Annotated in this window: 25 protein-coding genes; 15 read left to right on the top strand and 10 right to left on the bottom strand. The window is 57.8% G+C overall.

The features are described from left to right. The 3 genes from ACOERD_RS00165 to ACOERD_RS00155 all read right to left on the bottom strand — a co-directional run. The coding region (locus ACOERD_RS00165) for a hypothetical protein (protein WP_419737627.1) at positions 1–1,405 on the bottom strand (1,405 nt) is incomplete at its 3' end. After that, positions 1,402–2,853, bottom strand: coding sequence for a hypothetical protein (locus ACOERD_RS00160; protein ID WP_419737626.1), 1,452 nt, complete (start codon positions 2,851–2,853; stop codon positions 1,402–1,404). The genes ACOERD_RS00160 and ACOERD_RS00165, both read right to left, overlap by 4 nt. After that, a complete protein-coding gene (locus tag ACOERD_RS00155) occupies positions 2,850–3,764 on the bottom strand; it encodes a hypothetical protein (protein ID WP_419737625.1) in 915 nt (304 codons plus the stop codon). Before ACOERD_RS00155 ends, ACOERD_RS00160 begins: the two co-directional genes overlap by 4 nt. Here ACOERD_RS00155 and ACOERD_RS00150 point away from each other — a divergent pair. After that, positions 3,757–5,499: an IS1634 family transposase gene (locus tag ACOERD_RS00150; RefSeq protein ID WP_419737624.1), complete on the top strand. Its 1,743-nt coding sequence runs from the start codon at positions 3,757–3,759 to the stop codon at positions 5,497–5,499. The two genes, ACOERD_RS00155 and ACOERD_RS00150, sit on opposite strands and share 8 nt — an antisense overlap. A 6-nt stretch (positions 5,500–5,505) precedes the next feature. Here the strand turns inward: ACOERD_RS00150 and ACOERD_RS00145 are convergent, their stop codons facing one another. From ACOERD_RS00145 to tnpA (ACOERD_RS00125), 5 genes are all read right to left on the bottom strand, one after another. Further along, positions 5,506–6,438 carry a hypothetical protein gene (locus tag ACOERD_RS00145; protein ID WP_419737623.1) on the bottom strand — a complete coding sequence of 311 codons (933 nt, stop codon included), beginning with the start codon at positions 6,436–6,438 and terminating at the stop codon, positions 5,506–5,508. Further along, positions 6,438–7,370: a TcpQ domain-containing protein gene (locus tag ACOERD_RS00140; RefSeq protein ID WP_419737622.1), complete on the bottom strand. Its 933-nt coding sequence runs from the start codon at positions 7,368–7,370 to the stop codon at positions 6,438–6,440. Before ACOERD_RS00140 ends, ACOERD_RS00145 begins: the two co-directional genes overlap by 1 nt. Before the next feature lie 1,081 nt (positions 7,371–8,451). Then, positions 8,452–10,158, bottom strand: a complete 1,707-nt coding sequence (gene tnpC, locus ACOERD_RS00135; RefSeq protein ID WP_419737621.1) for an IS66 family transposase — start codon at positions 10,156–10,158, stop codon at positions 8,452–8,454. 55 nt (positions 10,159–10,213) lie between these two features. Further along, the gene (gene tnpB, locus ACOERD_RS00130; RefSeq protein WP_419737608.1) at positions 10,214–10,567 is read right to left on the bottom strand and encodes an IS66 family insertion sequence element accessory protein TnpB; all 354 of its coding nucleotides are present in this window, start codon (positions 10,565–10,567) and stop codon (positions 10,214–10,216) included. After that, positions 10,564–10,974, bottom strand: a complete 411-nt coding sequence (gene tnpA, locus ACOERD_RS00125) for an IS66-like element accessory protein TnpA (protein ID WP_419737609.1) — start codon at positions 10,972–10,974, stop codon at positions 10,564–10,566. Before tnpA (ACOERD_RS00125) ends, tnpB (ACOERD_RS00130) begins: the two co-directional genes overlap by 4 nt. Before the next feature lie 79 nt (positions 10,975–11,053). Here tnpA (ACOERD_RS00125) and repC point away from each other — a divergent pair, with 79 nt between their 5' ends. From repC to ACOERD_RS00055, 14 genes are all read left to right on the top strand, one after another. Beyond that, positions 11,054–12,598 (top strand): replication initiation protein RepC, encoded by a 1,545-nt coding sequence (repC, locus tag ACOERD_RS00120; RefSeq protein WP_419737620.1) that lies wholly within the window; start codon positions 11,054–11,056, stop codon positions 12,596–12,598. A 204-nt stretch (positions 12,599–12,802) separates the two neighbouring features. Then, positions 12,803–13,438 (top strand): Uma2 family endonuclease, encoded by a 636-nt coding sequence (locus ACOERD_RS00115; protein WP_419737619.1) that lies wholly within the window; start codon positions 12,803–12,805, stop codon positions 13,436–13,438. Continuing rightward, positions 13,422–13,667 carry a hypothetical protein gene (locus ACOERD_RS00110; RefSeq protein ID WP_419737618.1) on the top strand — a complete coding sequence of 82 codons (246 nt, stop codon included), beginning with the start codon at positions 13,422–13,424 and terminating at the stop codon, positions 13,665–13,667. Before ACOERD_RS00115 ends, ACOERD_RS00110 begins: the two co-directional genes overlap by 17 nt. A 40-nt stretch (positions 13,668–13,707) precedes the next feature. Beyond that, complete coding sequence (locus ACOERD_RS00105) at positions 13,708–13,959, top strand: type II toxin-antitoxin system Phd/YefM family antitoxin (RefSeq protein WP_419737617.1); 252 nt, start codon at positions 13,708–13,710, stop codon at positions 13,957–13,959. Then, a complete protein-coding gene (locus ACOERD_RS00100) occupies positions 13,956–14,222 on the top strand; it encodes a Txe/YoeB family addiction module toxin (protein ID WP_419737616.1) in 267 nt (88 codons plus the stop codon). Before ACOERD_RS00105 ends, ACOERD_RS00100 begins: the two co-directional genes overlap by 4 nt. 190 nt (positions 14,223–14,412) lie before the next feature. After that, on the top strand, positions 14,413–17,742 hold the full coding sequence (locus ACOERD_RS00095) for an SNF2-related protein (protein WP_419737615.1): 3,330 nt from the start codon (positions 14,413–14,415) through the stop codon (positions 17,740–17,742). 226 nt (positions 17,743–17,968) lie between these two features. Then, entirely contained in the window at positions 17,969–18,154 is a 186-nt protein-coding gene (locus ACOERD_RS00090) for an AAA family ATPase (protein ID WP_419737614.1), read from the top strand. 233 nt (positions 18,155–18,387) lie between these two features. After that, entirely contained in the window at positions 18,388–19,419 is a 1,032-nt protein-coding gene (locus ACOERD_RS00085) for an IS110 family transposase (RefSeq protein WP_419737613.1), read from the top strand. A 99-nt stretch (positions 19,420–19,518) separates the two neighbouring features. Further along, positions 19,519–20,568 (top strand): AAA family ATPase, encoded by a 1,050-nt coding sequence (locus ACOERD_RS00080; RefSeq protein ID WP_419737612.1) that lies wholly within the window; start codon positions 19,519–19,521, stop codon positions 20,566–20,568. Next, positions 20,565–21,227 (top strand): HNH endonuclease, encoded by a 663-nt coding sequence (locus ACOERD_RS00075; RefSeq protein WP_419737611.1) that lies wholly within the window; start codon positions 20,565–20,567, stop codon positions 21,225–21,227. The genes ACOERD_RS00080 and ACOERD_RS00075 overlap by 4 nt, the downstream gene beginning before the upstream one ends. Positions 21,228–21,293: 66 nt before the next feature. Further along, the gene (locus ACOERD_RS00070) at positions 21,294–21,830 is read left to right on the top strand and encodes a Uma2 family endonuclease (RefSeq protein ID WP_419737610.1); all 537 of its coding nucleotides are present in this window, start codon (positions 21,294–21,296) and stop codon (positions 21,828–21,830) included. After that, positions 21,799–22,209, top strand: a complete 411-nt coding sequence (tnpA, locus tag ACOERD_RS00065) for an IS66-like element accessory protein TnpA (RefSeq protein WP_419737609.1) — start codon at positions 21,799–21,801, stop codon at positions 22,207–22,209. The genes ACOERD_RS00070 and tnpA (ACOERD_RS00065) overlap by 32 nt, the downstream gene beginning before the upstream one ends. Beyond that, positions 22,206–22,559, top strand: coding sequence for an IS66 family insertion sequence element accessory protein TnpB (gene tnpB / locus ACOERD_RS00060; protein WP_419737608.1), 354 nt, complete (start codon positions 22,206–22,208; stop codon positions 22,557–22,559). The genes tnpA (ACOERD_RS00065) and tnpB (ACOERD_RS00060) overlap by 4 nt, the downstream gene beginning before the upstream one ends. Before the next feature lie 55 nt (positions 22,560–22,614). Beyond that, positions 22,615–23,232 carry a hypothetical protein gene (locus ACOERD_RS00055; RefSeq protein ID WP_419737607.1) on the top strand — a complete coding sequence of 206 codons (618 nt, stop codon included), beginning with the start codon at positions 22,615–22,617 and terminating at the stop codon, positions 23,230–23,232. Between the two features lie 132 nt (positions 23,233–23,364). On the opposite strand, the gene istB is transcribed toward ACOERD_RS00055, so the two are convergent. Both istB and istA read right to left on the bottom strand, forming a co-directional pair. After that, positions 23,365–24,096, bottom strand: a complete 732-nt coding sequence (istB, locus tag ACOERD_RS00050) for an IS21-like element helper ATPase IstB (protein WP_419737606.1) — start codon at positions 24,094–24,096, stop codon at positions 23,365–23,367. Then, the gene (gene istA / locus ACOERD_RS00045) at positions 24,083–25,591 is read right to left on the bottom strand and encodes an IS21 family transposase (RefSeq protein WP_419737605.1); all 1,509 of its coding nucleotides are present in this window, start codon (positions 25,589–25,591) and stop codon (positions 24,083–24,085) included. Before istA ends, istB begins: the two co-directional genes overlap by 14 nt. Positions 25,592–25,638 lie beyond the last annotated feature (47 nt).

Below are 25,638 nucleotides of genomic sequence, written 5' to 3'. Positions count from 1 at the left end.
GATCGGGAATATCCGGCAGTTCGGTATCAGGCACGTCAGGGCAGCCAATCGTGCTTTCTTCCCACATCGGGTGCCCATTGCCTGCAACCAACACACCCAGCCCGTTTGCGGCATTCCCTGGATCGCGCATCACCGGCCTGAGATAGACGCGGGTGGGATCGGTGGGGTCATCCTGAACCTCCCGGAACCGGAAGATGCGGATATGCTTGCCCTCAACCTCGGTGCCGTTGAGGGTCGCTTTGCAGTCCTCTGCCCGGATCACATCGCGCACGCGCGGCACACGGCAGCTGTTGCGCAGCAGGAATGTTGCCTTGCTCTGCGCGGTGATGGGATACTCCGTCGACACAGGATCAATACCCTCAGCCAGAACCGGGCGGTCCAGCGGGTCGGCGAACGGTGCCAGCAGGGCTTTGCCGCGCTGCGGGTGCGCCGTCCCATCTGCCCTGATTGCACTCAGAGGCACGACATGGACGTCGTTATGCCGTTCCCATCCCAGCCTTTGCACGCCAACCCTGAGCGGATCAGTGCAGGGCCGCACGGTTTCGCCGCGCTTGCTTTTCCAGGTCAGCGAGGCCCGCATGACCAGTGCGCCCTCGGGGATTGCCGGGGCCTGGTCGATACAGGCGCGCAGATCGGCGCTGAGCCCCCGCTCCTGTCCGTTGGCATCTTTCAGCGTGCGGGCCCCGGTCAGGATGTCGGGGATCTCTTCGATCATCGAGACGCGGGTTTGCCCGCGTTCCAGCCAGGCCCGGACAGTGCGCTGGACCATCTGCGACGACCAGCGCTCCCTGATCCTGTCGCGATCGAGCCAGACAAAAACCGCAGCCCCGATGCCGGGCACGGGCCTGTCGCCCTCCATCTCCACACCACAGGCGCGCGTCTTCACGATCGGGCGCCAGTCCTTCGGGACCGCGCTGCGGTTCAGAACACCGTCCTTCCAATAGTCCGCAGCCCGCCTTGCGGCGCTGCCCGCCGGCAGCGCGTCGATATCGCGGGCGGTATAGCTCCAGTCCGAGACCCTGTCCCCCGACCCCTGCCTGTCTGTTCCCGCGCCGTCATTGCGCAGGTGGGTCACAAGATCGTCCCAGAGCGGTTGCGGGGCTGCATCAAGGGCCAGGCGCAGGCGATTGCGGGTCTCGCGCACGACCCGCGCGTAATTGAGTGCGGTTGCCCGATCCGCCTCGCAGGCAACCCTGTGCGCGCCATCCCTGTCGAGGATCAGCCGGCCCTCGACAGACCGGCGCGGCTGGTCGCAATCAATGCCCAGTGTCCCGCCCAGTGTCCCACCCGGGGGCGCGGTTTGCGCAGAGGCCTCCATGGGTGACAGGGCCGCCCCCAGGGCAAGCGTGCTGACGAGCAGGGCGGCAAGGCCAGGTGCCGGAACAGATGAGAGACGGAGGATCATGGTGTGTCCTCCGATCTGTTGGGATCAAGGAGCGAGGCCGGCACCTGTCGCGTGGTGACCGGCGCGAGGTACAGTGTTTCTTCACCTTTGCCCGAGCGGATGAAGCGCACCGGGTCAAAGCGGGGCACACCGGCTGAGCGGGCAAACAGATCAGCCGTTGCCGTGCCGGAAGGGGGTGTCACCGAGACCCCGGTCTCACCGGTCTTTACGGCACCGGGGGCTTCGGCAAAGGCGTCCGCGAGCTGTCGGGCTGCCTGATCGGGCGCAGGGGCCGGAACACCCGCAGTCCCGGCCTCCGTCACGGGCAAAGGCTCAACCCGCCAGAGGATCAGGCGCCCTCCCTCCAGCTGCGCCTCACCGGGCCAGGCCCTGAGAACCTGCGCCGCGGCCGCGCGGGCGAGAACCGGGTTGCGATCAACAGCGGGGGTGAACTGCGCCCAGACCAGCATGGGTTCAAACAATCGATCAGACCGGCCCGGGTCCGGCAGCCCCAGCGTGGCGGGCAGATGGGAGGTCAGCGCACAGCCGCTGTTGCCGAGCTCCCAGCCCACACTGCGGGGCCACCACCCCGCCAGCGCGGCCTGACATATCCGGGCAAAAGCCCCCGCTTCGATCCGCATATCGGCCATCGGGACCGGCGGCGGAGGCGGCGGCGCAAAGATCGACTGGACAAAGGGGACGAGAATGAAGATCCCGGCGCAGAGCGCCGTCCCCCCAAGACCGGCCAAACCAAGCGCTTTGGACGGAATACGGGGCGGGCTGGAGAAGACCGGCACGCCCTCCGCGCGCGGGCTCACATCATGACATGCTATATCCGGCGCAGCAGCTGCAAGCCCCTCGCTCAACCGGCGCCAGGCTGCATCTGATCCGGCGGCCCGGCAGAGGGCGATCCCTCCGATCTCGGTCGTGCCGAGGTGGTTCCGGATCGCGGCGAGGAGATCGCCGGGATCGTCGAAGAGGGCCTCGGGGCCTGCGCGCGGGCTCACGCGCTCTGTGATGGCGCCCTCTTCATGCTCCGCGCTTCGCCGCGAGAGATCGGCCATCGCCAGCAGGGTTTCGGGGGCGCCCTCCGCGCGCGGCAGGCCGGCCAGAAAGATCCAGGTGCCCGCCGCCTCGGGCAGGTCATGAACAAGCCCCGCCGCCAGGGCCAGCAGCAGCGACGTCGATGCGCTATCACCGCCCGATCTGTCGATCTGCGCGCGCAGACCGTTCAAACGCAGCACAAGCGGTGCATCGGTCTTGAGGCAGGGCAGCTCCGGCCCCGTTACCACCTGCCATGTGAGGCCCGCCACAAGACGGATGCCGCCCCGTGATGTCATCGAGACCGGCTGCGGCAGGGCCGGGCCAGGCAAGGCCATCTGAACGCATGTCCCCGAAGCACGCCCCGGACCGTCCGTATCTTGCGCGGGGGCCGGGCAGGCGCGGTGATCGGACAGAACCCCGGTCATGAGCGCCCCCGTTGCGGGATGATGGAGGGGCGCACGAGGATGACCATGCGGATCTTGCGGCTGCGCGCGTTGACATTGCCGCCCAGGCCGATGGCCTTGAACAGCCCGACGCCGCTCTGTCCGCTGACGGACAGGTTCTGTTCGTAGCCGGACAAGACCAGGACCTCGTTTGGAGACAGGATCGACTGGTTTTGAATGATGCGCTTGTCCAGAACCGGCAGGCCGATACGTCCATCCCCGTATTCCACGGACGGGATATCTCCGTCTTCCAGCTCTGATTGTAAAATGGTCAGGAAGAGCTGGATGCGGTCGTCATCAATGATGCGCGGCAAGGCATGGACGCTGATGCCGAATTCGACCTCGCCCGGTGTGATGTCGATGCTGGTGCCGTCCTTGTCGTGCTCGACCTTGACCTCTTTGACGTAGCTTTCCTGCCGGGTGATGGCGATGGGGGCGACGACGCCTGATTGCGCGATGGTACTGGCGAGGCGGTAATCCACAACGGCCCGGTCGCGGGCCAGCGCGATCGTTTGACCGATCCGGAACCCGGCCGTTGAAAGGCCAAAGGTTTCCGCAGCATCGCTGTCAATGAAATACACCCCGATTTCCAGACCGACCCTGCGTCCGTAGATGGCGTCCAGATCGTCCATGACCTTCTGCACCGTGCGGTGTACCGAGGGCGGGCCGAAGACGCTGATCCTTCCGCTCGAGCGCAACACGGTCAGTTGCGCGGGCGTGGGTGTGAGCGGCGCGAGGCGCGCCTCAACCTGACTTCCGACCTTTTTGTTGATCTGACTGGGTTTTTGGTTTGTTTTCAGGTGTGGTTGCTCAGAGGCGCGTTGTAGTGCCCCATTATTATAAAAAGTATTGACATGGGCCTTCAGATGGCTAACCTCTTCGCCCATGTTCATCCGCACCAAACATGACGCAAAGCTCAACCGCACACGGATCCAGATCGTTGAATCCGTCCGCACCGGCTCCAAGGTACGCCAGAAGATCCTGCGCCATGTGGGTGTGGCCCATAACGACAGCGAGATTGAGGATATCAAGCGTCTGGCGGGCCGCTTGATGGAGCAATTACGCATTGATCGCTCGCCGCAAATGGAACTGTTCACGCCCACGGAATATGCCGATCTGCAGGCGCTGGTGCGCCGCGCTCCGCGGCCGGACAAGCTTGGCGTTGATCTTGCCGAGTGCCGTGAGGAGGCGCGGGTCTCTCTGGGTCTGCGGGATGTCATGGGGACGATGTATGACCAACTGGGTTGGGGGGCCCTTCTGGGGGCGGCGCGTAAAAGTGCCAATCGCATTGTGAAAGAGCTGGTTATGGCGCGGATCGCACAGCCCGAGAGCAAGCGCGCGACCGTGGAGGCGTTGGAGAACCAGGCAGGCATCACGCTCAATCTGGACGTGGTCTATCGGAGCATGGATTACATCAATACGCCGGTGATAGACGGGATTTGCAAAACCTCTCACGCGGCGGCAGAGAAGTTGCTGGGCGGGCCAGTGACCGTGCTGTTCTACGATTGCACGACCCTGGCCTTTGACACCGAGCGCGAGGACCCGGCCGAGGATGCGGACGGGGTCGAGCAGGATCATCTTCTGGCCAAGGGCTTCAGCAAGGATGGCAAGCATCACCGCGCTCAGGTCATGCTGGCGCTGATCGTCACCTCCGATGGGCTGCCTGTGGGCTATGAACTCTTCCCGGGAAACACCTGGGAAGGTCATACGCTGGAAGCTGCGCTGAAGGCGTTGGAGGGACGCTTCGACGTGGCCAGGGTCACGTTCGTGGCCGATGCCGCCATGCTCAGCAAGGACAACCAGCAGATGTTGCAGAACAAGGGTCTGCCCTACATCCTCGGCTATCGCATGAAGTCCGCCCCGGCCGCCGTGAAGGCGAACATTTTGAGCCCGGAGGGACGCCAGCCTTGGGCTGGACACGGTTCTGAAGAGGCAACCGAGAAGGGCTGGTACAAGGTGATCGACCAGGAGGGAGCGCGGGTCATTGTGACCTGGTCACCCACCCGGGCACGCAATGATGCCCACAAGCGCGACAAGGCAATCGAAAAGCTGCACAAGAAGCTCAAGCGCTCTCGCAAACCCGGCAGCTTCAGCAGCCGGGGATATGGCCGCTTCCTGGCCTTCCCCGACAGCGGGGACGTCACGCTGGATGATGCAAAGATCAAGGCAGCGGCACAATGGGACGGGCTGCATGCCATTGTTGTTCATGGTGCGGACGAACTGGAGGCACAGGACGTCATTGCCCGCTATCACCAGTTGTGGGAGATCGAAGCCTGCTTCCGCACCAACAAGCACGATCTGAAAATCCGGCCCATCTATCACTGGTCGCCGCGTCGGGTCCGGGCCCATATCGCCATCTGCTACATGGCCTTCTGCTGCCTGCAGCACCTGCGCAAGCATCTGGACCTGCTCGGACACCCGATGAGCCCGGCTCGTATCCGCAACGAGTTGAACGCATTGCAGCTCTCGATCCTGCGCCACAAAGGCACCCCTGACCGCTACGGCATGCCAAGCCATGCCACGGTCGATGCCAGACGCATCCTCACCTGCGTCGGCCTGACCTGGAACGAAGCCCCTTTCAAGATACCCCCCGGGCGCACCCGAAAAACTGGCCAGACCAAAGCCTGAGCTCCCTCAACACTCCGAAACAATCGCTGGCGAAAAAAGTCCGTGTAGTGCCTTTTGGCAACCAAGGCATAATAATATCAATGACTTATACGAAAAAATGTCGGAAGTCAGGAAATACACCCCGATTTCCAGACCGACCCTGCGTCCGTAGATGGCGTCCAGATCGTCCATGACCTTCTGCACCGTGCGGTGTACCGAGGGCGGGCCGAAGACGCTGATCCTTCCGCTCGAGCGCAACACGGTCAGTTGCGCGGGCGTGGGTGTGAGCGGCGCGAGGCGCGCCTCAAGTTCGGCCCAGGGATCGCTGTTCTGCCTGGTTTCCAGCCTGATGTTTGTGCTGCCCTCCTGGGTCCCGGTTGCCCCGCCGAAATTACTCTCAAACGCGCTGGTGCTTGTCGGCAGGGGCACCCGGTAGGTTTTGCTGACCATGCGATCGATGGTGAGGCTGCCCTTCTCATGGGTCCAGGCCACATCCATGCGCGCCGCAACCTGATCGAGCAGGCGCGAGAGCGGCCCTTCGTAATCGATCCGCATCCGGGAGCCGATGGGCACTTCGACCACATCGCCACCCGTGAGGATGTAGCGCGTGCGGATATTGACCGGCAGGCCGCTGGCCGATGTGATCGCGGCGGCAATGGTGCGGATGTCAGCCTGCCCGGGAAGCCTGAGGCTCACGCCGCGCGCGGCCTCGAGCTGTCGGGGCAGCGGATCACCCTGTCTCGAGCCGCGCGTGACTTTGAGCGCGCCGCCGTAATAGGGGCGGTCAACGCGCAGGACTTCCCCACGCTGTGCCGCGCGCTGTGCATCAAGCTGTTCACGGGTCAGCCGTGTTCCATCCTCGATATCGCGCCCGGCCTGCTCGCTGACATCGCAGGCGCAAAGCGCAAGCAGAAGGAGCGGCCCCAGCCGGATCGGACCGGATGATCTGCGCCGCCCCATCACAGACCTCCCAGCCGGATTGTCCTGTTGGAGTAAATCCGCACCGGGGGTGCGGTGCCGTCAGAGCCCAGGCCCTGCACGAGCTGGTTCAACGCGGCCTCAAACTCGGCCTGCAGCCGGACCGGCACCGCCAGGATCCAGGCATCACTGGTGCTGACAACCACCCGGTATCCCGCCGCCCTGCCCCAGCGCCTGAGCACCGCCTCGAAATCCTCGCCAGCCCGCGCGCTCCAGATGGGCAGCGGCGCGGGCGGCGGTGTGGCGTCTTTGGCGGGTTTTGCAGCTTTAGTCCCTTTTGCAGGCTTTGACACCTGTGCCCCATCTGCCGGGGATGCGACCCGCCCTGCCTTGCCCGGACCTGTCTGTAGTTCTGTCGGCGGTTCTGTCTGTGGGCGCTTCTCTGCGCCTGTCTGTGTCGCTGCGGTGGAGGGCGCGGGCGCTTTGGTGCCAAAAAGGGCGGCCAGGAACCCGGTGCCGCTGAGCGGTGCGCCGGGCGTGCTGGCGGGTATTGCGCTGGACTTCTCCTGTCCCACTGATGCCCCCTGCCCGGCCCCGGCCTCACAGGGCAATCGGATGGGGGCCCCGATGCGCAGGCGCTTGGGATCGAGCCCGGGATTGGCGCGGGCGATCTCGGGCCAGCGACGTGAGCTGCCCAGGCTGCGCGCCGCGATCCGGCCCAGCGTGTCGCCGGCGCGGATGGTATGGGTGCAGGCGGACGGTAATGGGACCGCCCGCCTGCGGCCTGCCCCGTCCCGCTGATCTGCGAGATCTGGCGACGGGGCGGCAGTCCGGCCCGGGCGCGTGAGCTTTGCCTCAAACGCGCCGGGCGCGACCCGCTCGGTGCTGGCGCGCAGCGCGACCGGTCTGACCAGCGACTGCCAGTCCGGGCAGCGGATGATGTCTTGCGCCCGGCCCTCTTGTGGGGCGAGCATAGATATAGCGGCAATTGCGCCCGCGGCGCATAGCAGTAGACGCCGCGCGTGGTTTTGGAGTAGGACAAAAAGAACGGGACAAGACTTGAGCAGGCTCAGATATGCAGGGATTTGCACGCAACAGCCGCTATATACGCGCGTCAGTGCCGGGCGCGGTGACGGTGTTACGTGATTCGGGAGCGGACCGGGGCATTCCGGGACACCGATTCGCGAGACATCCTGACGCGAGTGATTCTGACGTGAGTGATTCTGACGTGAGAGGTCGTGAAGATTTTTACGGAAAAACCGGGAGAAATCGCTTGACTTTCGTCTCAAACCCTGAGGGGGGGGATTTCTTGGCAAATATGTCCAGACGAATCATTACAGCGGTCTCGCAGATCATGTGTGACGCGCTCAAGCCTACCCCTATTGGCGCAGATTGTAAATGCGCGCCGGAGGGCTGCGGCTCTATACTATATGGAGCGTCCGCACGATTCGGGCGGTACAGATATTGCGCCAGACAGTACGCGAGGCTGCGCGCCAGATATTGCGACGGTGCCGATATACCGGCCGGTTGCGATCAGAGGCCCACCAGCACAGGAGGAGACGGGATCCGGAACGCGATGATGTAAGGCCAAAAAAGAGTTGAGGCCAAAAAAGCAAAACGCGCAGGTCTCCCCGCGCGCCTCATTCTCGTGAGCTATCAGAATTCTATCACCTTCTGATTAGCTCACGGGACAGAAAGAGGCAACCCGAAAATGCATTTTCGGGATCGGGAGAGCTGTATCTGTCCCCTGGATCGGGTGTGCGGTCGGATCTGCGACGCGCCTCACCCGGGCTGATTGGGCACATGCGGCGATGACCTGCGCTCTGAACATATGGAGAGCAGAGATGCGAGATTTTACATGCAGCGGGGCCCCCGGGGTTTATGATCCGGCGCGGTCCGAAGATATTCAGGCGTTCATTCCGGGGGCGGAGGAACATTTTGTCTTGCCGGGGGATGTGACCAAGGCGGCGGCCATAGGGGTGGGCGGTGCGGTCCTTTTGTTGCTGGGCGGCAATGCGACGGATGGTAAGCGTAACGAGGCACACACATGGCATTTCAGCTTGACTTTTGAAAGTTCCATGGCAGGAGCTCGTCGATACGGCTTTGGGGGTGACCGGCTGCTATTTTTTGGAGCGTTGAGGTCAGATATGCATTGGGTTCCACGCCGTTCAACTTCGCGGTCTGTATCAGAGATGCGATACGGCCCCAACTGGCGCCGCCTTCATCATGACCCGCAAACAGTGCGTTTTTCCGCCCAAGGGCAATTGGTCTTTGGAGATTTTCGACGTTGTTGGAGTCGATCTCAACCCGGCCGTCACTGAGAAAGACCTGCAAGCCGTCCCAATGTTTGTGAATGTAGTTGAGCTTTTCACCAAGTCTGGATTTTTTAGAGACCTGCAGGCGCTGCTCCTGAAGCCAGGTGCCGAACTCGGCAACCAAGGGCGCGGTTTGTGTCTGGCGCGCAGACAGGCGCTGTTCGGGTGGAAGGCCCCGAATTTCAGTTTCAATTGCGTAAAATTCGGCAATCCGACGCAAGCCCTCTGCTGCGATCCCGGACTTGTCGCGGTCAAAGACCTCCTTCAGTTTGCGGCGAGCGTGGCTCCAACAATAGGCGGCTCGGATCGGAGAGCCCCCTTTCCGCGTTGGCCGCATCAACCGATTATACCCCTGATACCCATCCAACTGCAGAACACCGTTGAACCCCTTGAGAAACTTCTCTGCGTTTTCGCCAGCCCGACCGGGTGCATAGAAATAAACAACCCCTGGTGGTGCATCGCCCCTCCAGGATCGGTCGTCACGTGCCAACGTCCAGAAATAACCGGTTTTCGTTTTACCCTCTCCCGGATCGAGGACTGGGACCGTGGTTTCATCCATGAACAGTTTGGTCGAAGACTTCAGGTGTTCCGCCAGCCGCTCAACAACCGGCTTGAGGTGGAACGCGGCCTTTCCGACCCAGCCCGCGAGCGTGGCGCGATGAATGTCGATGCCAGAGCGCACAAGTATCTGCGATTGACGGTACAGAGGAAGGTGGTCTGCATACTTGCTGACCAACACGTGCGCGATGGCCGCTTCGGTCGGAAGTCCGCCCTCGATCAGCCACGATGGTCCCGGTGCTTGTTTCACGCCTCCAGCACATGACCGGCAGGCATATTTCGGACGGACCGTTACGATCACACGCAACTGCGCGGGCACGATGTCCAGCCGTTCACTGCGATCTTCACCAATCTTATGCATCGCGCCGCATCCGCACGGACATTCAACACTGTCAGGTTCGATCACCTGTTCGATCCGCGGCAGATCTTCAGGCAGATTGCCGATATTGCGCTCAGGCGCTTTCCTGGGCTTTGCCTTTTTCTCTTTGTCACAGGATTGAGTGGCTGCCTCGCTTGAGGCCTCCGCCTCGCTGAGCGCAACTTCAAGATCTTCGGCCCCGAGATTACGCTCGTCCTGAGTTAGTTTTTCCGATTTCTTGCCGTAAAGCGCCCGCTTCAATTCCGCAATCAGGCTTTCATAACGAAGGATCAAAGCGTTTTGCTCTGCAATCTGTTGGTCTTGACCCGTTATCTGCCGATCTTGATCCGATATTTGCTGGGCCTGATCTGCAATGTGCGCCCCCTGATCTGATATGCAGGCGCTCTGCTTGGTTGTCAGTTCCTCCAACTCGGCAACCCGACGTGCATTGTCCTCGACAAAGGCCTGAACAGCCTCTTTATGTTCGGCGGGCAGAGCATCAAGATTGAAACCATTGGAGTCGGCAGTCATACCTGCGAGCATACACAGCCCGAACTTCTAAATCCTGCCCAATCAACCGCCTGATTCACTCTGCCGCAGTTGGCCGCCGCGTCTCGACAGGTTTGACCTTCCGCCAGTCCAGACCAGAAAAAAGCGCCTCAAACTGTGCTCTGTTCAGCGTCATCACCCCATCGCGAATAGCAGGCCAGACGAAGTCTGTATCTTCCAGACGCTTATAAGCCATAACCAGACCTGACCCATCCCAAAAAACCAGCTTCAGCCGATCCGTTCGCTTCGCGCGAAATACGAACACCGTCCCGCTGAACGGGTCTTCCCGCAGAACCGACTGCACCAGAGCACATAAGCCATCATGACCCTTGCGAAAATCCACCGGCTGTGTGCTGACCAGAATGCGCAACTTCTGTGCAGGGAAAATCATTCAACAACCCCAACCGCTCGGGCAATCTCGGCAATTCGCTGTGCCGATGTATCGGTGCCCAAATTGATCGACACCCCGCGGAAAACGATCTCGACCTTTTCCGCTGGTGACGATGGCGGGCGAACCTGCGGCTGAACACTTGCCTCATCACCGTCACAAAGAACCACGGGCGCAAACTCAACATGTTCATCAGGCTCCGGAGCTGGAAGCACCAGTTTCCCATCTTTTGCCAGACAACGCCATTCCGACAATCGGTTCGCATTGACCCCGAATTTACCAGCCACAGCTTTTACCGTCGCCCCCGGCTTCAAAGTCTCGGCAACAATGTATGCCTTCGCATCATGCGACCATCGGCGACGGCCATCAACTTGATACTCAACGCCCAACGAGCGGAGGAACTCCGTCATCGACTCCATGGAGAAAATCCTTATCCCTGTTACGATAAGGAAAATCTGACAGCGCAGGGGCTAGCGCGCGAGGCAAAAAATGGGTGAGCACCTCGTTACGCTTACGACGGATGCGCTTGTTTATCGCAAGCTTGCAGATCAGACCACGCGGAGGGCCTGGCACAGCGGGACGGAGGCGCCGGTGAACTGGCGGCGCCAGAGCGACATGGCGCGCGAGTTGGGATTGAGCGAGCGGCAGTTTCGCAATATCGAGAGCCGCCTGGAGCGGATGGGCCTGATCGCGCGGGTGACGGCGGAGAATGGCTATCGGGGCCGTCGCGCGGGCCAGGGCTATCGCGACCCGGTCCGCTGCGGTCTGTCGCTGGAGCCGACGCTTGCCAATTACCAGGCCTTCTGCATTCTTCTGGCCGAAGCGGGCGAAGAGGAAGCGCAGCGCCAGGAGCGCATCTGGCAGATCCGCACCGCAAGGCACCGGCTGCGCCGGTTGATCGCCCCGATTGAAGACGCGGAGACCCGTGCCTGGGCGCAAGGGGCTTACGCGGATTTGAAGGGGCTTTCCCCGCGGGGCGGCTTGCGGGTCCTGGAGATGGAGGTGCTGGAGCATATCCATGCGCGTCTGTTCGATCTCGAGGATCGCATCCGCGCCGCCCTGACGCCGCTGACCCCGGAACCAAAGACGGAAGCAAAGCCAGAAGACCAGCCCGAACCTCAACCCGGACCCCGGCCCGAACCAAAGACAGCACCCCGGACAGCAGATCAGACAGACCCCATGCGCGCCGCCCCCTGCCCCGGAGATACAGAGCGTGCCCCGGAGCGCGCGCCAGAGACAGTGGCAGAGCCTGAAGATGACGCACTCTCACCGCCGGACCATGATATGGCGCAGGATGCGGCATCCCTGAAAAGCGAGGCATCGGCAGACACCCGCTCCGGTACCGGCGACCCTTCTCAGCCCGCGCTCAACATGGCAACCCGCGCAAACCTGCCAGCTGAGCGCGCACGATCACACAAAGCCGGGTCTTGCACGGATAACCCTTGCGCAGGGGTCTCTGTGGAAAACATGGTTTATCAACAAGATATCTCCGCCGCACCGGAAATTCATAGCCGATGCCATATACAACCTGAATCCAAACCTTATGAATCCTGTAACGACCTGCAGTCGAAAAACATGACGCCAGCATGCGCTGGCGACAGAACCGGTTTGGCATTGCACCCTGACGGGCGCAATGATCGCAAGGCCAGCCTGTGGATCAACCCCGAAATCCTGCAAAAACTCAACCAGAATACACTCAAAGACCTCGCATCCGAAGACGCAGCCATGTATCTTGAGGTCTTGGAAGACTGGCGGGACTGCCTGCTGCGCGACCTCGGCATCAATATATCCGCATGGCTCGAGGCCACAGATGTCATGGGAGAGGAAATCGCCTTCATCGCCCTGCTCGTCATCGATAGAAACAGATTCCATCCCGTCACACCCGTCATAAACCCGGGCGGTACCCTGCGCGCCTGTACCCGAAAAGCCATAACAGGGGAGCTCAACCTCACACGCGCTATCCTCGGCATCTGGGAACGCGACAGACAAGGCAAACAGCCAAAGGCGCATCCCGAAGGCAGAGCTCTGCAGTGAGCAGGATGAGGGGGACGGGGAAAGGGGTGCGATGTGGGGGACGGGGAAAGGGGGCGGCGCAATGTGGCGGGGCCAGGGGTGGCTTGATGTGGGGGCGTGACGACAGAGTGCCGAGAAGCGCGGCGAACAGTGCGCCAGAGCTGCAAACGCAAGTGACAGGAACCCGGCAGACCTCTATGATGGGGGCCGAGGAGATATAGGCCCATGACCGCACAGGACCAAAGCATCCAGACACCCCGACGCAGGGCAACCTACCAGGACGTCCTCGACGCGCCCCCCAACAAGGTCGCCGAAGTGCTGGCAGGAACGCTCTATACCCAGCCAAGACCCGCAGCGCGACATGCATGGGCAAGTTCCATCCTGGGTGGAAGTCTCGTCAACCCCTTTGGTCGCGGGGATGGTGGTCCCGGCGGCTGGTGGATTATTGACGAACCGGAATTGCATCTGGGCGAGGATATCCTGGTGCCCGATCTGGCGGGCTGGCGGCGCGAGACCATGCCGGACTATCCGGATGCGGCGTTTTTCGACATTGCCCCGGACTGGGTCTGCGAGGTGCTGTCGCCCTCAACGCGGCGGATCGATCGGCACGAAAAGGCCGGCATCTATGCCCGCGAAGCCGTGCAGCACCTCTGGCTTGTCGACCCCGCAGCCAAAACGCTGGAAGTGCTGGAGTTGCGCGACGGCCACTGGGTGCTGCTGGTCACACTCGCCGATGATGCGCCCGTCTCACAGCCCCCCTTCGACGCCATCACCTTCCCGCTCGATGCGCTCTGGCCGGAGACATCTGTGTCCGACGACGTTGAAACCGGGGATGGGTCGGGTCATGATGGGAGCGATTAACGGTGAGGCCTCTACACACTGCTCACTGATTTTGGGACATAAGCAGAAAAAAGCGCAAGAAACGGCGCTGACCTTTTGGAAAAACTGGCCCGGATCGAAAACAGCCGCGCAAGGCGCATCCGAGCAGGTCAGGCGGAACATACCAGCGCCCGGGCCGCTTCGAGCCCCCGAAATCACCGCCGCACGCAACCGCCGCAACGCGCAGCAGGTCGAATTTGACATTCAGTAACGATTGTACAATATATGGTACAACAAAAGGAGCGCACCGCATGGATGTCATGACCTACACCGATGCCCGAAAAGAGTTCAAAGGTGTCATGGATCGCGTCATCAATGACGCCGAGGAAATTGTGGTAACCCGTAAAAAACGCGAGTCCGTGGTTATGGTATCTTTGGATACCTGGAATTCGATCCAGGAAACCATGCATCTTCTGTCCACGCCTAACAACGCATCGCGCTTGAGGGCGTCTATCGCTCAGTTGGATGCGGGAGCGGGCGAAGAGCGAGATATTGTCGAGTGACGTTAGTGTTCGCGGACCAGGCCTGGGAAGACTACCTTTACTGGCAAACTGCCGACCCCAAAACCCACCAACGCATCAACGCCATGATCAAACATGCAATGCGAACACCATTCCATGGCGTTGGTAAGCCCGAACCGTTGAAAGGTGACCTGAGCGGTTGGTGGTCGCGTCGGGTCACCAAAGAAGATCGCATGGTCTATAGAGTGTCCGGCAAGGGGGATGCCCAGGCTCTCGAACTGGCGCAACTGCGGTTCCATTACTGATAAGGTGGAGCCGATGAGAAGAGGAGATGATTTATGATCGGTCAAAGATGAATGCCTGAGACAAATTGGGCCAATGTAGTGTCGTTGAAATGGGAAATCCGACATACATCTGTCGCGCCGGTTGGCTTTTTTTGGGGCGCGCGTATAGCGTGCGACTTTACGCGCATAAGCTTTGGTTGAGACGGACTGAATGGACTTTCAGAAACAGTTTGACAGCAGGACCCTGGAAAGGGCGTATGACTATGTGAACAAGGGCTATGTCGGCGGGTTGACCGGTCGCCCAAAAAACGGCCTTCTTTCCGAGGTACGAAACAGATCTGAAACTGTTTATCACCAACGCATAAAAATAACGCCATGGGGCGCGATAGACGGGCACTGCTCATGCCCTGTGGGATACAATTGTAAACATGTCGCTGCAGCGCTGATCGCTTGGTTGGAGCCTAGCAAAGATGTGTTGCCCGTCACACCCCGGATATCTCCTCGTATTCAAACGTGGATCGCGCGCAGCAATGAACTCACCACAGATGGAGATCCGAAAAACTCCCGACCAGATGGAGAGCGACCCGAAGACTATCCACCGAAAACGAGAGAACGGCTACTTTATGTTCTGGAGCGCAGCAGCGGTGAGCTCACAGTTTCAATCTGGAAGGGGCGGGTAAATACGAAAGGCACAGGACTGAATGTCTCGATGAAGCGCTATAATGTCCTGCAAAACTTACGCTCCGCCATTGCCAAGTTTATTCGGCCGATTGACCTCATTCTTGTTTCAGAGCTGGCCCGGGCCAAACTGATTGATGGTCAATACAGTTACGGGAGCTATACGGATATCCCCGAAGTGCTGCGGCGACCACCAGCTGTCGGAGCCGATTTGATTGCTCGTATATGCAAAACAGAACGCTGTTTTGCGAGTAATGACACAAGATGCAAGCTGGTCTGGTCGGAAGAAAGCCGTCCCGCCGATCTGGAGTGGAAGGTGCAGGCGTCGGGAACACAGCGGTTGGGGTTTGTTGCTGGCGAAGTCCTGAGGGTCGGGTCAGACACGATCTGGATTGATCCGGATTCAGGTAAGGCAGGATGCTTTTCAGGTGTGGTCTCACCGGAAATCGTCCGACTGGTTCAGCAAAGCCCTGATCTCGACCCGGATGATCTGCCGGCGATCATCGAGGCGCTCCCCGAACGCCTTGGAGCGTTGCCGCTGCCAAAACCAGTTCCTGTTAAAAAAGTCATGCGAGCGCCTGAAAATCGGATTGCAAAACTGAAACTCGATGTGGCCAAAACCCGGCCGCAAAGATGGTATCGCGAACCCGCTTTAAGCTTACCAACGCTGAGTTTGCAGTTTGAGTATGATGGACATGACGTTGATTTTGGAGATTTGACCGCCCCCCAATTTGTCAACGGTACAGAGGTGGTCACATTGGAACGCGATAGCGCATGGGAGGAGTGTTGCCATCAACGCCTGGAAGATGCAGGGGCCATCCTGCCTTTTGAGGGAGATTTCACGCCGGGCGACAAGATGCTGGATGCGGATCTGGTCTTTCCCGAGGCCCCTTCACGCGATGCGATGCGCTTTACCTTTGATATCCTGCCACAGCTGCGTTCTGAGGGCTGGCAAATTACAGAAAATCCCAAATGGCCATACCGATTGTCCGGCGCTGAAGCGCAACTGTCCGTCTCGACCCAAGCCGAGGCAGGCGAGGCTTTTCAGGGGCATGATTGGTTTTCTTTTGGCTTTCAGGCCAGGATTGGTGATAAAAATCTCGATGTCGCTCCTATGATAGCCGCTTTTCTGGAGCAGATTGCAGACAGTTACGATCCGCAAGCGCTACCTGATCTGGATACATTCACCCGGGATCTGGGGTGTCGTCCGGTTTATATTGATCTGGGCAAGGAAGGGTATGTTGCGGTATCCCTTGCCCCGATCGCAAGCGTTTTGCATTTGTTTCTGCGCCACGCAGCTGAACGCCGTCATTTACATCCAACCGATGCACCTTTGGCTGCCGCAGTGCAGGACGCGCTCAACGGTAGTGATGTGCGCTTCGCTGATAATGCGGGGATTTTACCACTCGCTAAAGCTTTGCAGGCTCTAACTGCTCAGGACAATTTTATACCGCCCGAAGGCCTCAAGGCCGAACTCAGACCCTATCAGGCTTTTGGCGCCGACTGGATGGGGCGGATCACCGAGGCCGGGTTTGGCGGCGTACTGGCCGATGACATGGGGTTGGGAAAAACACTGCAGACCCTGACCACTTTGCAAGCGCATCGTGGCCGCAGACCGTCACTTTTGGTGGCCCCTACAAGCCTGTTGCATAACTGGCAAAGCCAGGCGGCACAATTTACACCAGAATTGCGCCTGTTGACATTGCACGGGCTGAAACGACGGGAATTGACCGGACAGATCCCCGATGCAGATCTTGTGCTGACGACCTATCCGCTGCTGTCACGCGATCAGGATATACTGTCTGCACAAAAATGGGACCTGATTATTGTGGACGAGGCGCAGATGCTCAAAAACCCCGCATCGAAAATGGCCAAATCCCTGCGTTTGCTCTCCGGCTCTGGCCGATTGGCGCTGACCGGAACACCGGTCGAGAACTCCCTGCAAGATCTCTGGACGCTCTTTGACTGGGTGGTGCCGGGACTACTGGGCAATCGCAAAACCTTTGTCTCCCTGTTTCGGACGCCGATCGAAAAGCACGCGGATGCTCAGGCGCAAGCTCGGTTGAATCGGAGAATCCAACCCTTTTTGCTGCGGCGCACCAAAGAAGAAGTCGCCTCCGAATTGCCGCCCCGTACTGAAATTACTCATTACATTGATCTGCCCAAATCGCAGCAGGCGCTTTATGAGACCGTGCGCGCCTTAATGGATGCAAAGGTTCGCGATGCAGTTCAGGCACGTGGACTGAACGGGGCGCAGATCACCATTCTTGATGCGCTCCTGAAGCTGCGGCAGGTCTGCTGTGACCCCGGTCTGGTCAAATCCGAGGCTGCACGCTCGGTCGCCGACAGTGCCAAGCGCGCCCGGCTGCTGGAACTGCTGATTGAAACCACAGCAGAAGATCGCCGCGTTCTGGTCTTTTCGCAGTTCACGACCATGCTGGATATGATCGCTACAGATCTCGACGAACTGGGCATCCCCTATGTCATGTTAACAGGCCAAACCAAAGACCGCGCGGGCGTACTGGATGCATTCCAGAGCGGGGCAGCACCTGTCTTTCTATTGAGCCTCAAAGCCGGCGGTGTTGGTTTGACCTTGACCGAGGCCGATACGGTCTTTCTCTATGACCCCTGGTGGAATCCGGCGGTCGAGCGTCAGGCCATGGATCGTGCGCACCGTATCGGTCAGGACAAACCGGTATTCGTGCACCGACTTGTGGCCAAAGGAACCGTCGAAGAAAAAATTCTGGCGCTGCAAGCCAAAAAACAAGCCCTTGCCGATGCACTTCTATCCAATCCCGAAACAGTCAACAAAACCCTCTTTGACGAACAAACCCTGCAGGATCTCTTTGCACCGCTGACTTGAGCAGAAAACACCGCTCTGTCCAAAGAAATGTTTAGCGACACCGCTGGTGAATGTCAGGAAATGATACAGGACAACCGCGAAAAGGCCATCAGAATCGTCACAGATCAAACCAAAAACACCTCTCCCTGAATCGCCTTGTGAAGTGGAGAGAACTGTTTCCTTCAGCGCATAAATCTGGCATCTTTCTGAGTGACTAAAGATTTTATCGAACTGGTTGTGACGCGATATGGAAGCTAGCACCTCATCCAAGTTTTCCCACATTTCTATTCGCCAGTGGCGACAGTTTAAAAATATTGATATTGACGTACATCCAACCCTAACGGTTCTCACTGGAGCCAATGGATCGGGAAAAAGTACTATCCTCTCGATTTTTGAGGCAAATCTAAGCGATGGAAGTGAGGAGGGGGTATGAATGATTTGTGATCGGCCAAACGCCCTGAATCTGTTAGAGGATTCGGGGAGGCGGATAGGTCTCAGGCTGAATTGTGTCTTAGGGCATTGTGACCCTGTTGAGGAGCTTAGCTTTCGCCTGTTTCCGAACAGCCCCCATAGGGCCCGGTTTTGGCCGGTGATCCTGCATAGGAGCTTGGTTTGGCCGTTCACGCCCCATTGGGGGCTCCGCCTCCTTGAGCAGGGAGTATAGCCATGGCTTACATAGGTGTCGATCTTCATACGAATTCCTTCACGATCTGTCGGCGTGAGACGGACGGATCGGAAACATTCCAAACCTTTCATCTGTCCGCGCAGGCGCTTGAGCGGTTCTGTCAGAGCCTTGATGCGGATGACGAACTGGCGGTCGAGGCCACCGGCAACACGGCCTGGTTCTGCGGTGAGGTGGAACCCTGTGTCGGCCGGATCGTTGTGGTCAACCCGCGCCAGTTTAAAGTGATCCGCACATCGGTGAAAAAGACCGACAAGAACGATGCGCGCGCTTTGGCCTTCTTCCTGTCGAAGGACATGCTGCCGGAAACCCGGCTCAAGTCCACTCAGGAAAGCGAACTGGCCTCGCTGACCCGGACGCGTGACATGCTGGTCAAACAGCGCACCATGCTGCTGAACGGCATCCACGCGATGTTTGTCCGTCACGGCATGAAGCTGAAGAAGGAAGGGTTGTCCAGCAAGAAGCGCCTGCGCGACCTGGATCTCAGCCGCTTCACACCGCTTGAGCAGGTCGAACTGGCGGCATTGCGGGACCAGGCGCTCGGCCTGACCGAGACCCTGAACCGTATCGACAAGGCCATCGAGGAGGCCGCCTCGGCCATGAAAGGCTTTGAGGGGCTCACCAGCATCAAGGGGATCGGTGCGCGATCTGCCGCGGTCCTGCTGGCGGGGATCGGCAGGGTTGAAGACTTCTCCGACGCGGACAAGCTGGCCGCCTATGTCGGCATCGTGCCCAAGGTGAGTAACTCGAACGAAACCGAACATCACGGGCGGATCACGAAGCGCGGCAACAAGCTCATGCGCACCACGCTGGTGCAATGTACGCTCATCGCGATCCGCTATTCGGGATATCTCAACAGTTATTATCGGCGCATCAAGGAACGCCGTGGCGCGGGCAAGGCGATCATAGCCACGGCCCGCAAGCTGCTCAAGATCATCTATGACACGCTCAAGAACGGCTGGGTCTTCGACGATTTTGCCGAATTTAAAATCAAACAAAATCAATGCCCTGCTTGACAATCATCATAGGAGCAATATCTCGCTACACCAGAAGAGGACAAGAAAACTAGAAAGACTATATTCTCCAGAAGTGGAATATGGTCGCGCTTTCGCGATGTGGTCAACCGCGGCCATATTTCACAGGAGCAAATTGGAGAAATAGAGATAGCAGGTCTTGATGAAACCACTCTTATTTTTCTTCCACCACCCAACGAAATTCAATACAAACTTCAGTTTTCGTCAAGTCCGAGATTGTCGGGCTTTAAGATTGGGTCACACCGAGCAACTCCAAAGTACCAAGCCATTTTGGACATCCCTGTAGGTGGGATTGGGCCAAAAGAAGCTTTCAAATTCTTCCGAGAGTCCAGCGCTAGCTATGAACAAGGCCAAGTAACCCACCGGGGCAATACCCAAATTTCCAACCCAATTTCACCATTAAAACAAACGCTGATCTCATTTGCACTACATGGTAGTTCAAATGACGACGTGTCTGCGGTGCCTGAAATTAAAGGCCTCTTTAGAGAATTTCAGTATATCCTGCGAAAAGTGCTCCCAAAAGAAATTGCGTTCCATAAATTGAACGTTCGTTCTCCTGAGATTATAGTTGAGACAGGTACGGGTGATTTTCCAATCGACGGAGCGTCAGGTGGCTTGATGTCACTCATCCAAGTCTCGTGGCAAATCTTCTTGTATTCATGGAACACCGACGGAAAATGCGTTGTCTTGATTGACGAGCCTGAGAACCACCTACACCCGTCTCTACAAAGAGAGTTTCTAGCACGCCTCGTACAAGCGTTTCAGGATGTGCAGTTCATTGTGGCGACCCACTCTCCCTTCATAATTTGCTCTGTTAAAGACTCATATATTTATGCGCTTCGCTATCAGCCTTTCGGAGAAAACGGTATGGCAGACGATGATAAAGCTGTAGTGATTTCCGAGCGTATTGATTTAAACAAAAGCGTGGGCACCGCAAGTAAGGTTCTAGATGAAGTTTTGGGCGTATCGGTCACAATTCCGATATGGGCAGAAGAAGAACTCGCAGTGATTGTAGGGAAATTCGAAAAGGAGCAGTCGGATGAGGTCGCAATAAAAAACCTTCGCGATGATCTTGCGTCCGCAGGGCTGTCAGAGTTTTTACCGCAAGCGATTAGTAGATTATTGTCGTGATTAAACTAAAGAAACTCGATCAACCGGCATCTTTGAAGCAGAACAAGGCCAAGTGGACCGCAGAGCTTTTAACAGCAATTGAAAATGGAAATAAAAACGACATCAGGTCAAAGAAGAACAAATACAATCGGCCCGATGTGAAAGAACAGCTTAAGGCCGAAACAAAAGAGAAGTGCGCCTATTGTGAATCTAAAGTTACTGTTGTTGCCCATGGTGAGATTGAGCACATCACGCCAAAGTCAGCCCGGCCTGAGCTAACTTTCGAGTGGGAAAACCTCACATTTGCTTGCCAGAAGTGTAACGGAAAAAAGTCTGACAAAGAGGGGATTGTTGACCCATATGTTGATCTGATCGAAGAGCATTTATTTTTCGTCGGCCATTTTCTCAGGGGCAAAACGGAGATTGGTAGGTTTACAGTTATGCAACTTGATTTGAACCGAGCCGAATTAGTTGGTGATCGATCAGATCAACTTGGTGTCATTGCTGACACGTTGGAAAAGATAGCAAATGAGCCAAATGTTAGACTTAAGAAATTGTATATAAATGCACTTTCTGATGATTTGGATTCATGTAAGCCGGAATATATCTACATGAAATGGTCAGCAATAGCCCAGTACAAAAATTATAATGTTTCCCATAACAATCAACGAAAGGAATAGGCGATTGAGGGGTGGCAAATTCAAACCAGGTAACTTTGCACAGACCAAGTCAAGCGGATTAAAATCATGGTGAATTCAGTCACAGCTGCCGCAGAAAACAAATACCCCGCCACTTACAAGGATGTCATTGACGCGCCGCCTAATATGGTCGCGCAGATACTGGACGGAACGTTGCACACCCATCCTCGACCCGCTTTTTTGCATGGGCGCGCTGCATATTTGATTGGCGGTGAACTGATGCACCCCTTTGATCGCGGCGACGGCGGCCCTGGCGGCTGGTGGATATTGTTTGAGCAAGAGATTCATCTTGGAGATGACGTTATCGTGCCTGACCTTGCGGGCTGGCGGCGTGAAACCATGCCCGAGCCGCCGGAAACCCCCTTTGTTGCCATTGCACCGGACTGGGCGTGTGAAGTGCTGTCCCCCTCAACCCGGCAGATCGATCTGGGACCCAAGCGGAACATCTGTAAGCGTAACGAGGTGCTCACCCATTTTTTGCCTCGCGCGCTAGCCCCTGCGCTGTCAGATTTTCCTTATCGTAACAGGGATAAGGATTTTCTCCATGGAGTCGATGACGGAGTTCCTCCGCTCGTTGGGCGTTGAGTATCAAGTTGATGGCCGTCGCCGATGGTCGCATGATGCGAAGGCATACATTGTTGCCGAGACTTTGAAGCCGGGGGCGACGGTAAAAGCTGTGGCTGGTAAATTCGGGGTCAATGCGAACCGATTGTCGGAATGGCGTTGTCTGGCAAAAGATGGGAAACTGGTGCTTCCAGCTCCGGAGCCTGATGAACATGTTGAGTTTGCGCCCGTGGTTCTTTGTGACGGTGATGAGGCAAGTGTTCAGCCGCAGGTTCGCCCGCCATCGTCACCAGCGGAAAAGGTCGAGATCGTTTTCCGCGGGGTGTCGATCAATTTGGGCACCGATACATCGGCACAGCGAATTGCCGAGATTGCCCGAGCGGTTGGGGTTGTTGAATGATTTTCCCTGCACAGAAGTTGCGCATTCTGGTCAGCACACAGCCGGTGGATTTTCGCAAGGGTCATGATGGCTTATGTGCTCTGGTGCAGTCGGTTCTGCGGGAAGACCCGTTCAGCGGGACGGTGTTCGTATTTCGCGCGAAGCGAACGGATCGGCTGAAGCTGGTTTTTTGGGATGGGTCAGGTCTGGTTATGGCTTATAAGCGTCTGGAAGATACAGACTTCGTCTGGCCTGCTATTCGCGATGGGGTGATGACGCTGAACAGAGCACAGTTTGAGGCGCTTTTTTCTGGTCTGGACTGGCGGAAGGTCAAACCTGTCGAGACGCGGCGGCCAACTGCGGCAGAGTGAATCAGGCGGTTGATTGGGCAGGATTTAGAAGTTCGGGCTGTGTATGCTCGCAGGTATGACTGCCGACTCCAATGGTTTCAATCTTGATGCTCTGCCCGCCGAACATAAAGAGGCTGTTCAGGCCTTTGTCGAGGACAATGCACGTCGGGTTGCCGAGTTGGAGGAACTGACAACCAAGCAGAGCGCCTGCATATCAGATCAGGGGGCGCACATTGCAGATCAGGCCCAGCAAATATCGGATCAAGATCGGCAGATAACGGGTCAAGACCAACAGATTGCAGAGCAAAACGCTTTGATCCTTCGTTATGAAAGCCTGATTGCGGAATTGAAGCGGGCGCTTTACGGCAAGAAATCGGAAAAACTAACTCAGGACGAGCGTAATCTCGGGGCCGAAGATCTTGAAGTTGCGCTCAGCGAGGCGGAGGCCTCAAGCGAGGCAGCCACTCAATCCTGTGACAAAGAGAAAAAGGCAAAGCCCAGGAAAGCGCCTGAGCGCAATATCGGCAATCTGCCTGAAGATCTGCCGCGGATCGAACAGGTGATCGAACCTGACAGTGTTGAATGTCCGTGCGGATGCGGCGCGATGCATAAGATTGGTGAAGATCGCAGTTGTCAATCGGCATTGAATAATGACCCCCCATCGGCGTCCAAATTTGACCCCCCTTGGAGCTAAGAGGGGCGTTGAGGGGGTCGTGTTTAGGTTGATTCAGGAGGGGGTGGACAGCAGGTCAAACCGAAAAGAGAGCGTAGCTCGACTGAAGGTTTGACCTGCTGTCTGTTTTGAATTTATTCCCCGATTTCGAGGTTAGTCGCGGTGGTTAATTCGCCAGCTTTCGTTCCCGGTTTCGATGATATCGCAATGGTGTGTCAGTCGATCCAGGAGAGCAGTGGTCATTTTGGCATCTGTGAACACACTCGGCCATTCAGCAAATGCGAGGTTGGTTGTTAGCAGAATAGACGTTCGCTCGTACAGTTTGCTGATGAGATGGAAGAGTAATCGTCCACCAGACTCTGCGAACGGCAGATAACCGAGTTCGTCTATAATCACGAGGTCGACGCGGATCAGCTGCTCGCTGAGCCGCCCGGCGTTGCCTTCGCGATGTTCAGCCTCCAGCTTGTTCGCGAGATCCACAGCGCTGAAGAACCTGACCCGCCGGCGGTTATTGACCGCGTGGCCCCCGATCGCTGTTGCGAGATGCGTTTTGCCCGATCCGGTTCCACCGACCAGCACGCCATTCCTGGCCTGGTCCATAAAATCGCCGTCATGAAGATTGCGCACGACTTCCTCGTTGACGGGGCTGACCGTGAAGTCGAACTCAGGTAAGGACTTGCAGACCGGGAACTTTGCGGCACCCATCTGATACCGGATCGAGCGCGCAGTCTTTTCGGCCAGTTCGGCCGTGAGGAGTTCGGCCACGACCTGTTGGGGCCGCCAGTTGTTTTTGGCTGCGGCCTGCATCACTTCGTCAAAGCAGTTGACGATGCCTGGCAACTTCAGTTGACGGGCAAGTTCGAGAATTTCCTTACGCAGTTGCATGGGAGCCTCCAAGCCTGTCATAGCGAGCGCAATCCGCGATCGGTGCCATTTTCAGCTGCAGGTGGGCAGGCGGCTCAATCGCCTTTGGCGGCGGGGGATTGGTGCGCCGAGAGACAATGTTCAGGATCGCATCGGCCTTGCGCAGGCCAGATTTTAGAGCTTCTTCGCAGGCAGCCTCGACCACATCAATGTCGTGCTGGTAAGCAGCGAAAAGAATATCGGCAAGTTGCCGGTCTCCGTCGGATGTGCCCCGCAGATGGGTCCAGATCTGCGTCATTGCCGGTGGTAGGTCCCAGTCACGGAACGGTGCTCCATTGCGCAGAGCGCCAGGCTTGCGCTTGAGGACGGGCACATAGTGCCAAGGGTTGAAGATCGTTTTTCCTCGGCCGAAGCACCGTTCGTGCTCTCCGACAATCTCACCGTCTTGGCGCAGGACAATCCGCGTGGCGTAGACCTGCAACTGGACCTGACGTCCAACAGCTCTTGCCTCAACGCTGTATTTGTTTCTTTCGAAGTTGATCAGGCAGGTTCGGCTCACGGCGACCGTCTTTTCACGGAACCCGACGAAGGGCTTCTGCAGATGCGTCAGCAGCGGCTTTTCCTGCTGGAACTCCTCCCAGACCGTCACCTCCAGGTTTTCCGGATGCCGCAGTTCTTTTGCGCGTTTGATCGCGTCTTTTTGCAGCCGGGCATTCAATTCATCGAAGTCGGCCACCTCCAGACGCGGTGTAAAACTATAGGCGCGGCTCTCCTTGACCAGATTCTCAACCTGACCCTTCTCCCAACCGGCCGCGCGCGTACAGGCGATCGGGTTCACCAGATGATGAGAACACATCCGGGAGAATGCCTTGTTGAACTTTCTTTCCTTGCCCGACAGGATCGCATCGACGGCGGTCGTCATGTTATCGTAGATCCCGTTGATGCAGCCTCCACCAAAGAATTTGAAGGCCTCGTCGTGGGCATCAAAGACCATCTCCTGCGTCTCGCGCGGATAGGCAATGGAGAATGGCATGCGGCTATGGCAAAGTTTGAAATGGGCAACCTTCACGGTCGTGAGTGCACCGTCCATCAAAACCGTCTCCACACTCCAGTCGAACTGGTACGCCTCCCCAGGATCAAAGATCAGCGGGATGAACGCCTGCGCCTGTTGTCGGCCGTGCGCAATGCGCCAATTCTTTGTGTAGCGTCGAACACTGTCATACCCGCCGCCAAAACCATCATCGGAGAGTTCCTTCCAGATTTTGGTCATCCGCTTGCGGTGTTTCTTCGGAAGCGCCTCGTTCTCCTCAAGCGTTTCATCCAGACGCGCGCGCCAAGGCCCGAGCACCGGGTATGGCTGCGATTTGCGCTCATATTTGAACTCCGTCACTCCCGATCGGATTATCTTTCGAACCGTTGCACGGCTCAAATTGAGCGAACGGCAAATTTCCTTGATGCTCTTTTTTTCGATCAGGTGTAAGCGACGCACTTTTCTAATAGTTTCCACGCAAATCATCCCGCTTGCCTCTCCATCGACTGCTCAATGAAAAGGATGTCTACAAC

Source organism: Ruegeria sp., assembly GCF_965199275.1.
In the GTDB taxonomy this organism is placed as follows: domain Bacteria; phylum Pseudomonadota; class Alphaproteobacteria; order Rhodobacterales; family Rhodobacteraceae; genus Ruegeria.
This window is presented reverse-complemented; position numbering and strand designations above follow the sequence as displayed.

What these genes read in the sequence shown, in the direction of transcription:
- ACOERD_RS00160 (WP_419737626.1), bottom strand. Translation starts at nt 2,853, where the DNA reads ATGACCGGGGTTCTGTCCGATCACCGCGCCTGCCCGGCCCCCGCGCAA.
- ACOERD_RS00150 (WP_419737624.1), top strand. Translation starts at nt 3,757, where the DNA reads ATGTTCATCCGCACCAAACATGACGCAAAGCTCAACCGCACACGGATC.
- ACOERD_RS00155 (WP_419737625.1), bottom strand. Translation starts at nt 3,764, where the DNA reads ATGAACATGGGCGAAGAGGTTAGCCATCTGAAGGCCCATGTCAATACT.
- ACOERD_RS00145 (WP_419737623.1), bottom strand. Translation starts at nt 6,438, where the DNA reads ATGGGGCGGCGCAGATCATCCGGTCCGATCCGGCTGGGGCCGCTCCTT.
- ACOERD_RS00140 (WP_419737622.1), bottom strand. Translation starts at nt 7,370, where the DNA reads ATGCTCGCCCCACAAGAGGGCCGGGCGCAAGACATCATCCGCTGCCCG.
- tnpC (WP_419737621.1), bottom strand. Translation starts at nt 10,158, where the DNA reads ATGACTGCCGACTCCAATGGTTTCAATCTTGATGCTCTGCCCGCCGAA.
- tnpB (WP_419737608.1), bottom strand. Translation starts at nt 10,567, where the DNA reads ATGATTTTCCCTGCACAGAAGTTGCGCATTCTGGTCAGCACACAGCCG.
- tnpA (WP_419737609.1), bottom strand. Translation starts at nt 10,974, where the DNA reads ATGACGGAGTTCCTCCGCTCGTTGGGCGTTGAGTATCAAGTTGATGGC.
- repC (WP_419737620.1), top strand. Translation starts at nt 11,054, where the DNA reads ATGGGTGAGCACCTCGTTACGCTTACGACGGATGCGCTTGTTTATCGC.
- ACOERD_RS00115 (WP_419737619.1), top strand. Translation starts at nt 12,803, where the DNA reads ATGACCGCACAGGACCAAAGCATCCAGACACCCCGACGCAGGGCAACC.
- ACOERD_RS00110 (WP_419737618.1), top strand. Translation starts at nt 13,422, where the DNA reads ATGATGGGAGCGATTAACGGTGAGGCCTCTACACACTGCTCACTGATT.
- ACOERD_RS00105 (WP_419737617.1), top strand. Translation starts at nt 13,708, where the DNA reads ATGGATGTCATGACCTACACCGATGCCCGAAAAGAGTTCAAAGGTGTC.
- ACOERD_RS00095 (WP_419737615.1), top strand. Translation starts at nt 14,413, where the DNA reads ATGGACTTTCAGAAACAGTTTGACAGCAGGACCCTGGAAAGGGCGTAT.
- ACOERD_RS00090 (WP_419737614.1), top strand. Translation starts at nt 17,969, where the DNA reads ATGGAAGCTAGCACCTCATCCAAGTTTTCCCACATTTCTATTCGCCAG.
- ACOERD_RS00085 (WP_419737613.1), top strand. Translation starts at nt 18,388, where the DNA reads ATGGCTTACATAGGTGTCGATCTTCATACGAATTCCTTCACGATCTGT.
- ACOERD_RS00070 (WP_419737610.1), top strand. Translation starts at nt 21,294, where the DNA reads ATGGTGAATTCAGTCACAGCTGCCGCAGAAAACAAATACCCCGCCACT.
- tnpA (WP_419737609.1), top strand. Translation starts at nt 21,799, where the DNA reads ATGACGGAGTTCCTCCGCTCGTTGGGCGTTGAGTATCAAGTTGATGGC.
- tnpB (WP_419737608.1), top strand. Translation starts at nt 22,206, where the DNA reads ATGATTTTCCCTGCACAGAAGTTGCGCATTCTGGTCAGCACACAGCCG.
- ACOERD_RS00055 (WP_419737607.1), top strand. Translation starts at nt 22,615, where the DNA reads ATGACTGCCGACTCCAATGGTTTCAATCTTGATGCTCTGCCCGCCGAA.
- istB (WP_419737606.1), bottom strand. Translation starts at nt 24,096, where the DNA reads ATGCAACTGCGTAAGGAAATTCTCGAACTTGCCCGTCAACTGAAGTTG.
- istA (WP_419737605.1), bottom strand. Translation starts at nt 25,591, where the DNA reads ATGATTTGCGTGGAAACTATTAGAAAAGTGCGTCGCTTACACCTGATC.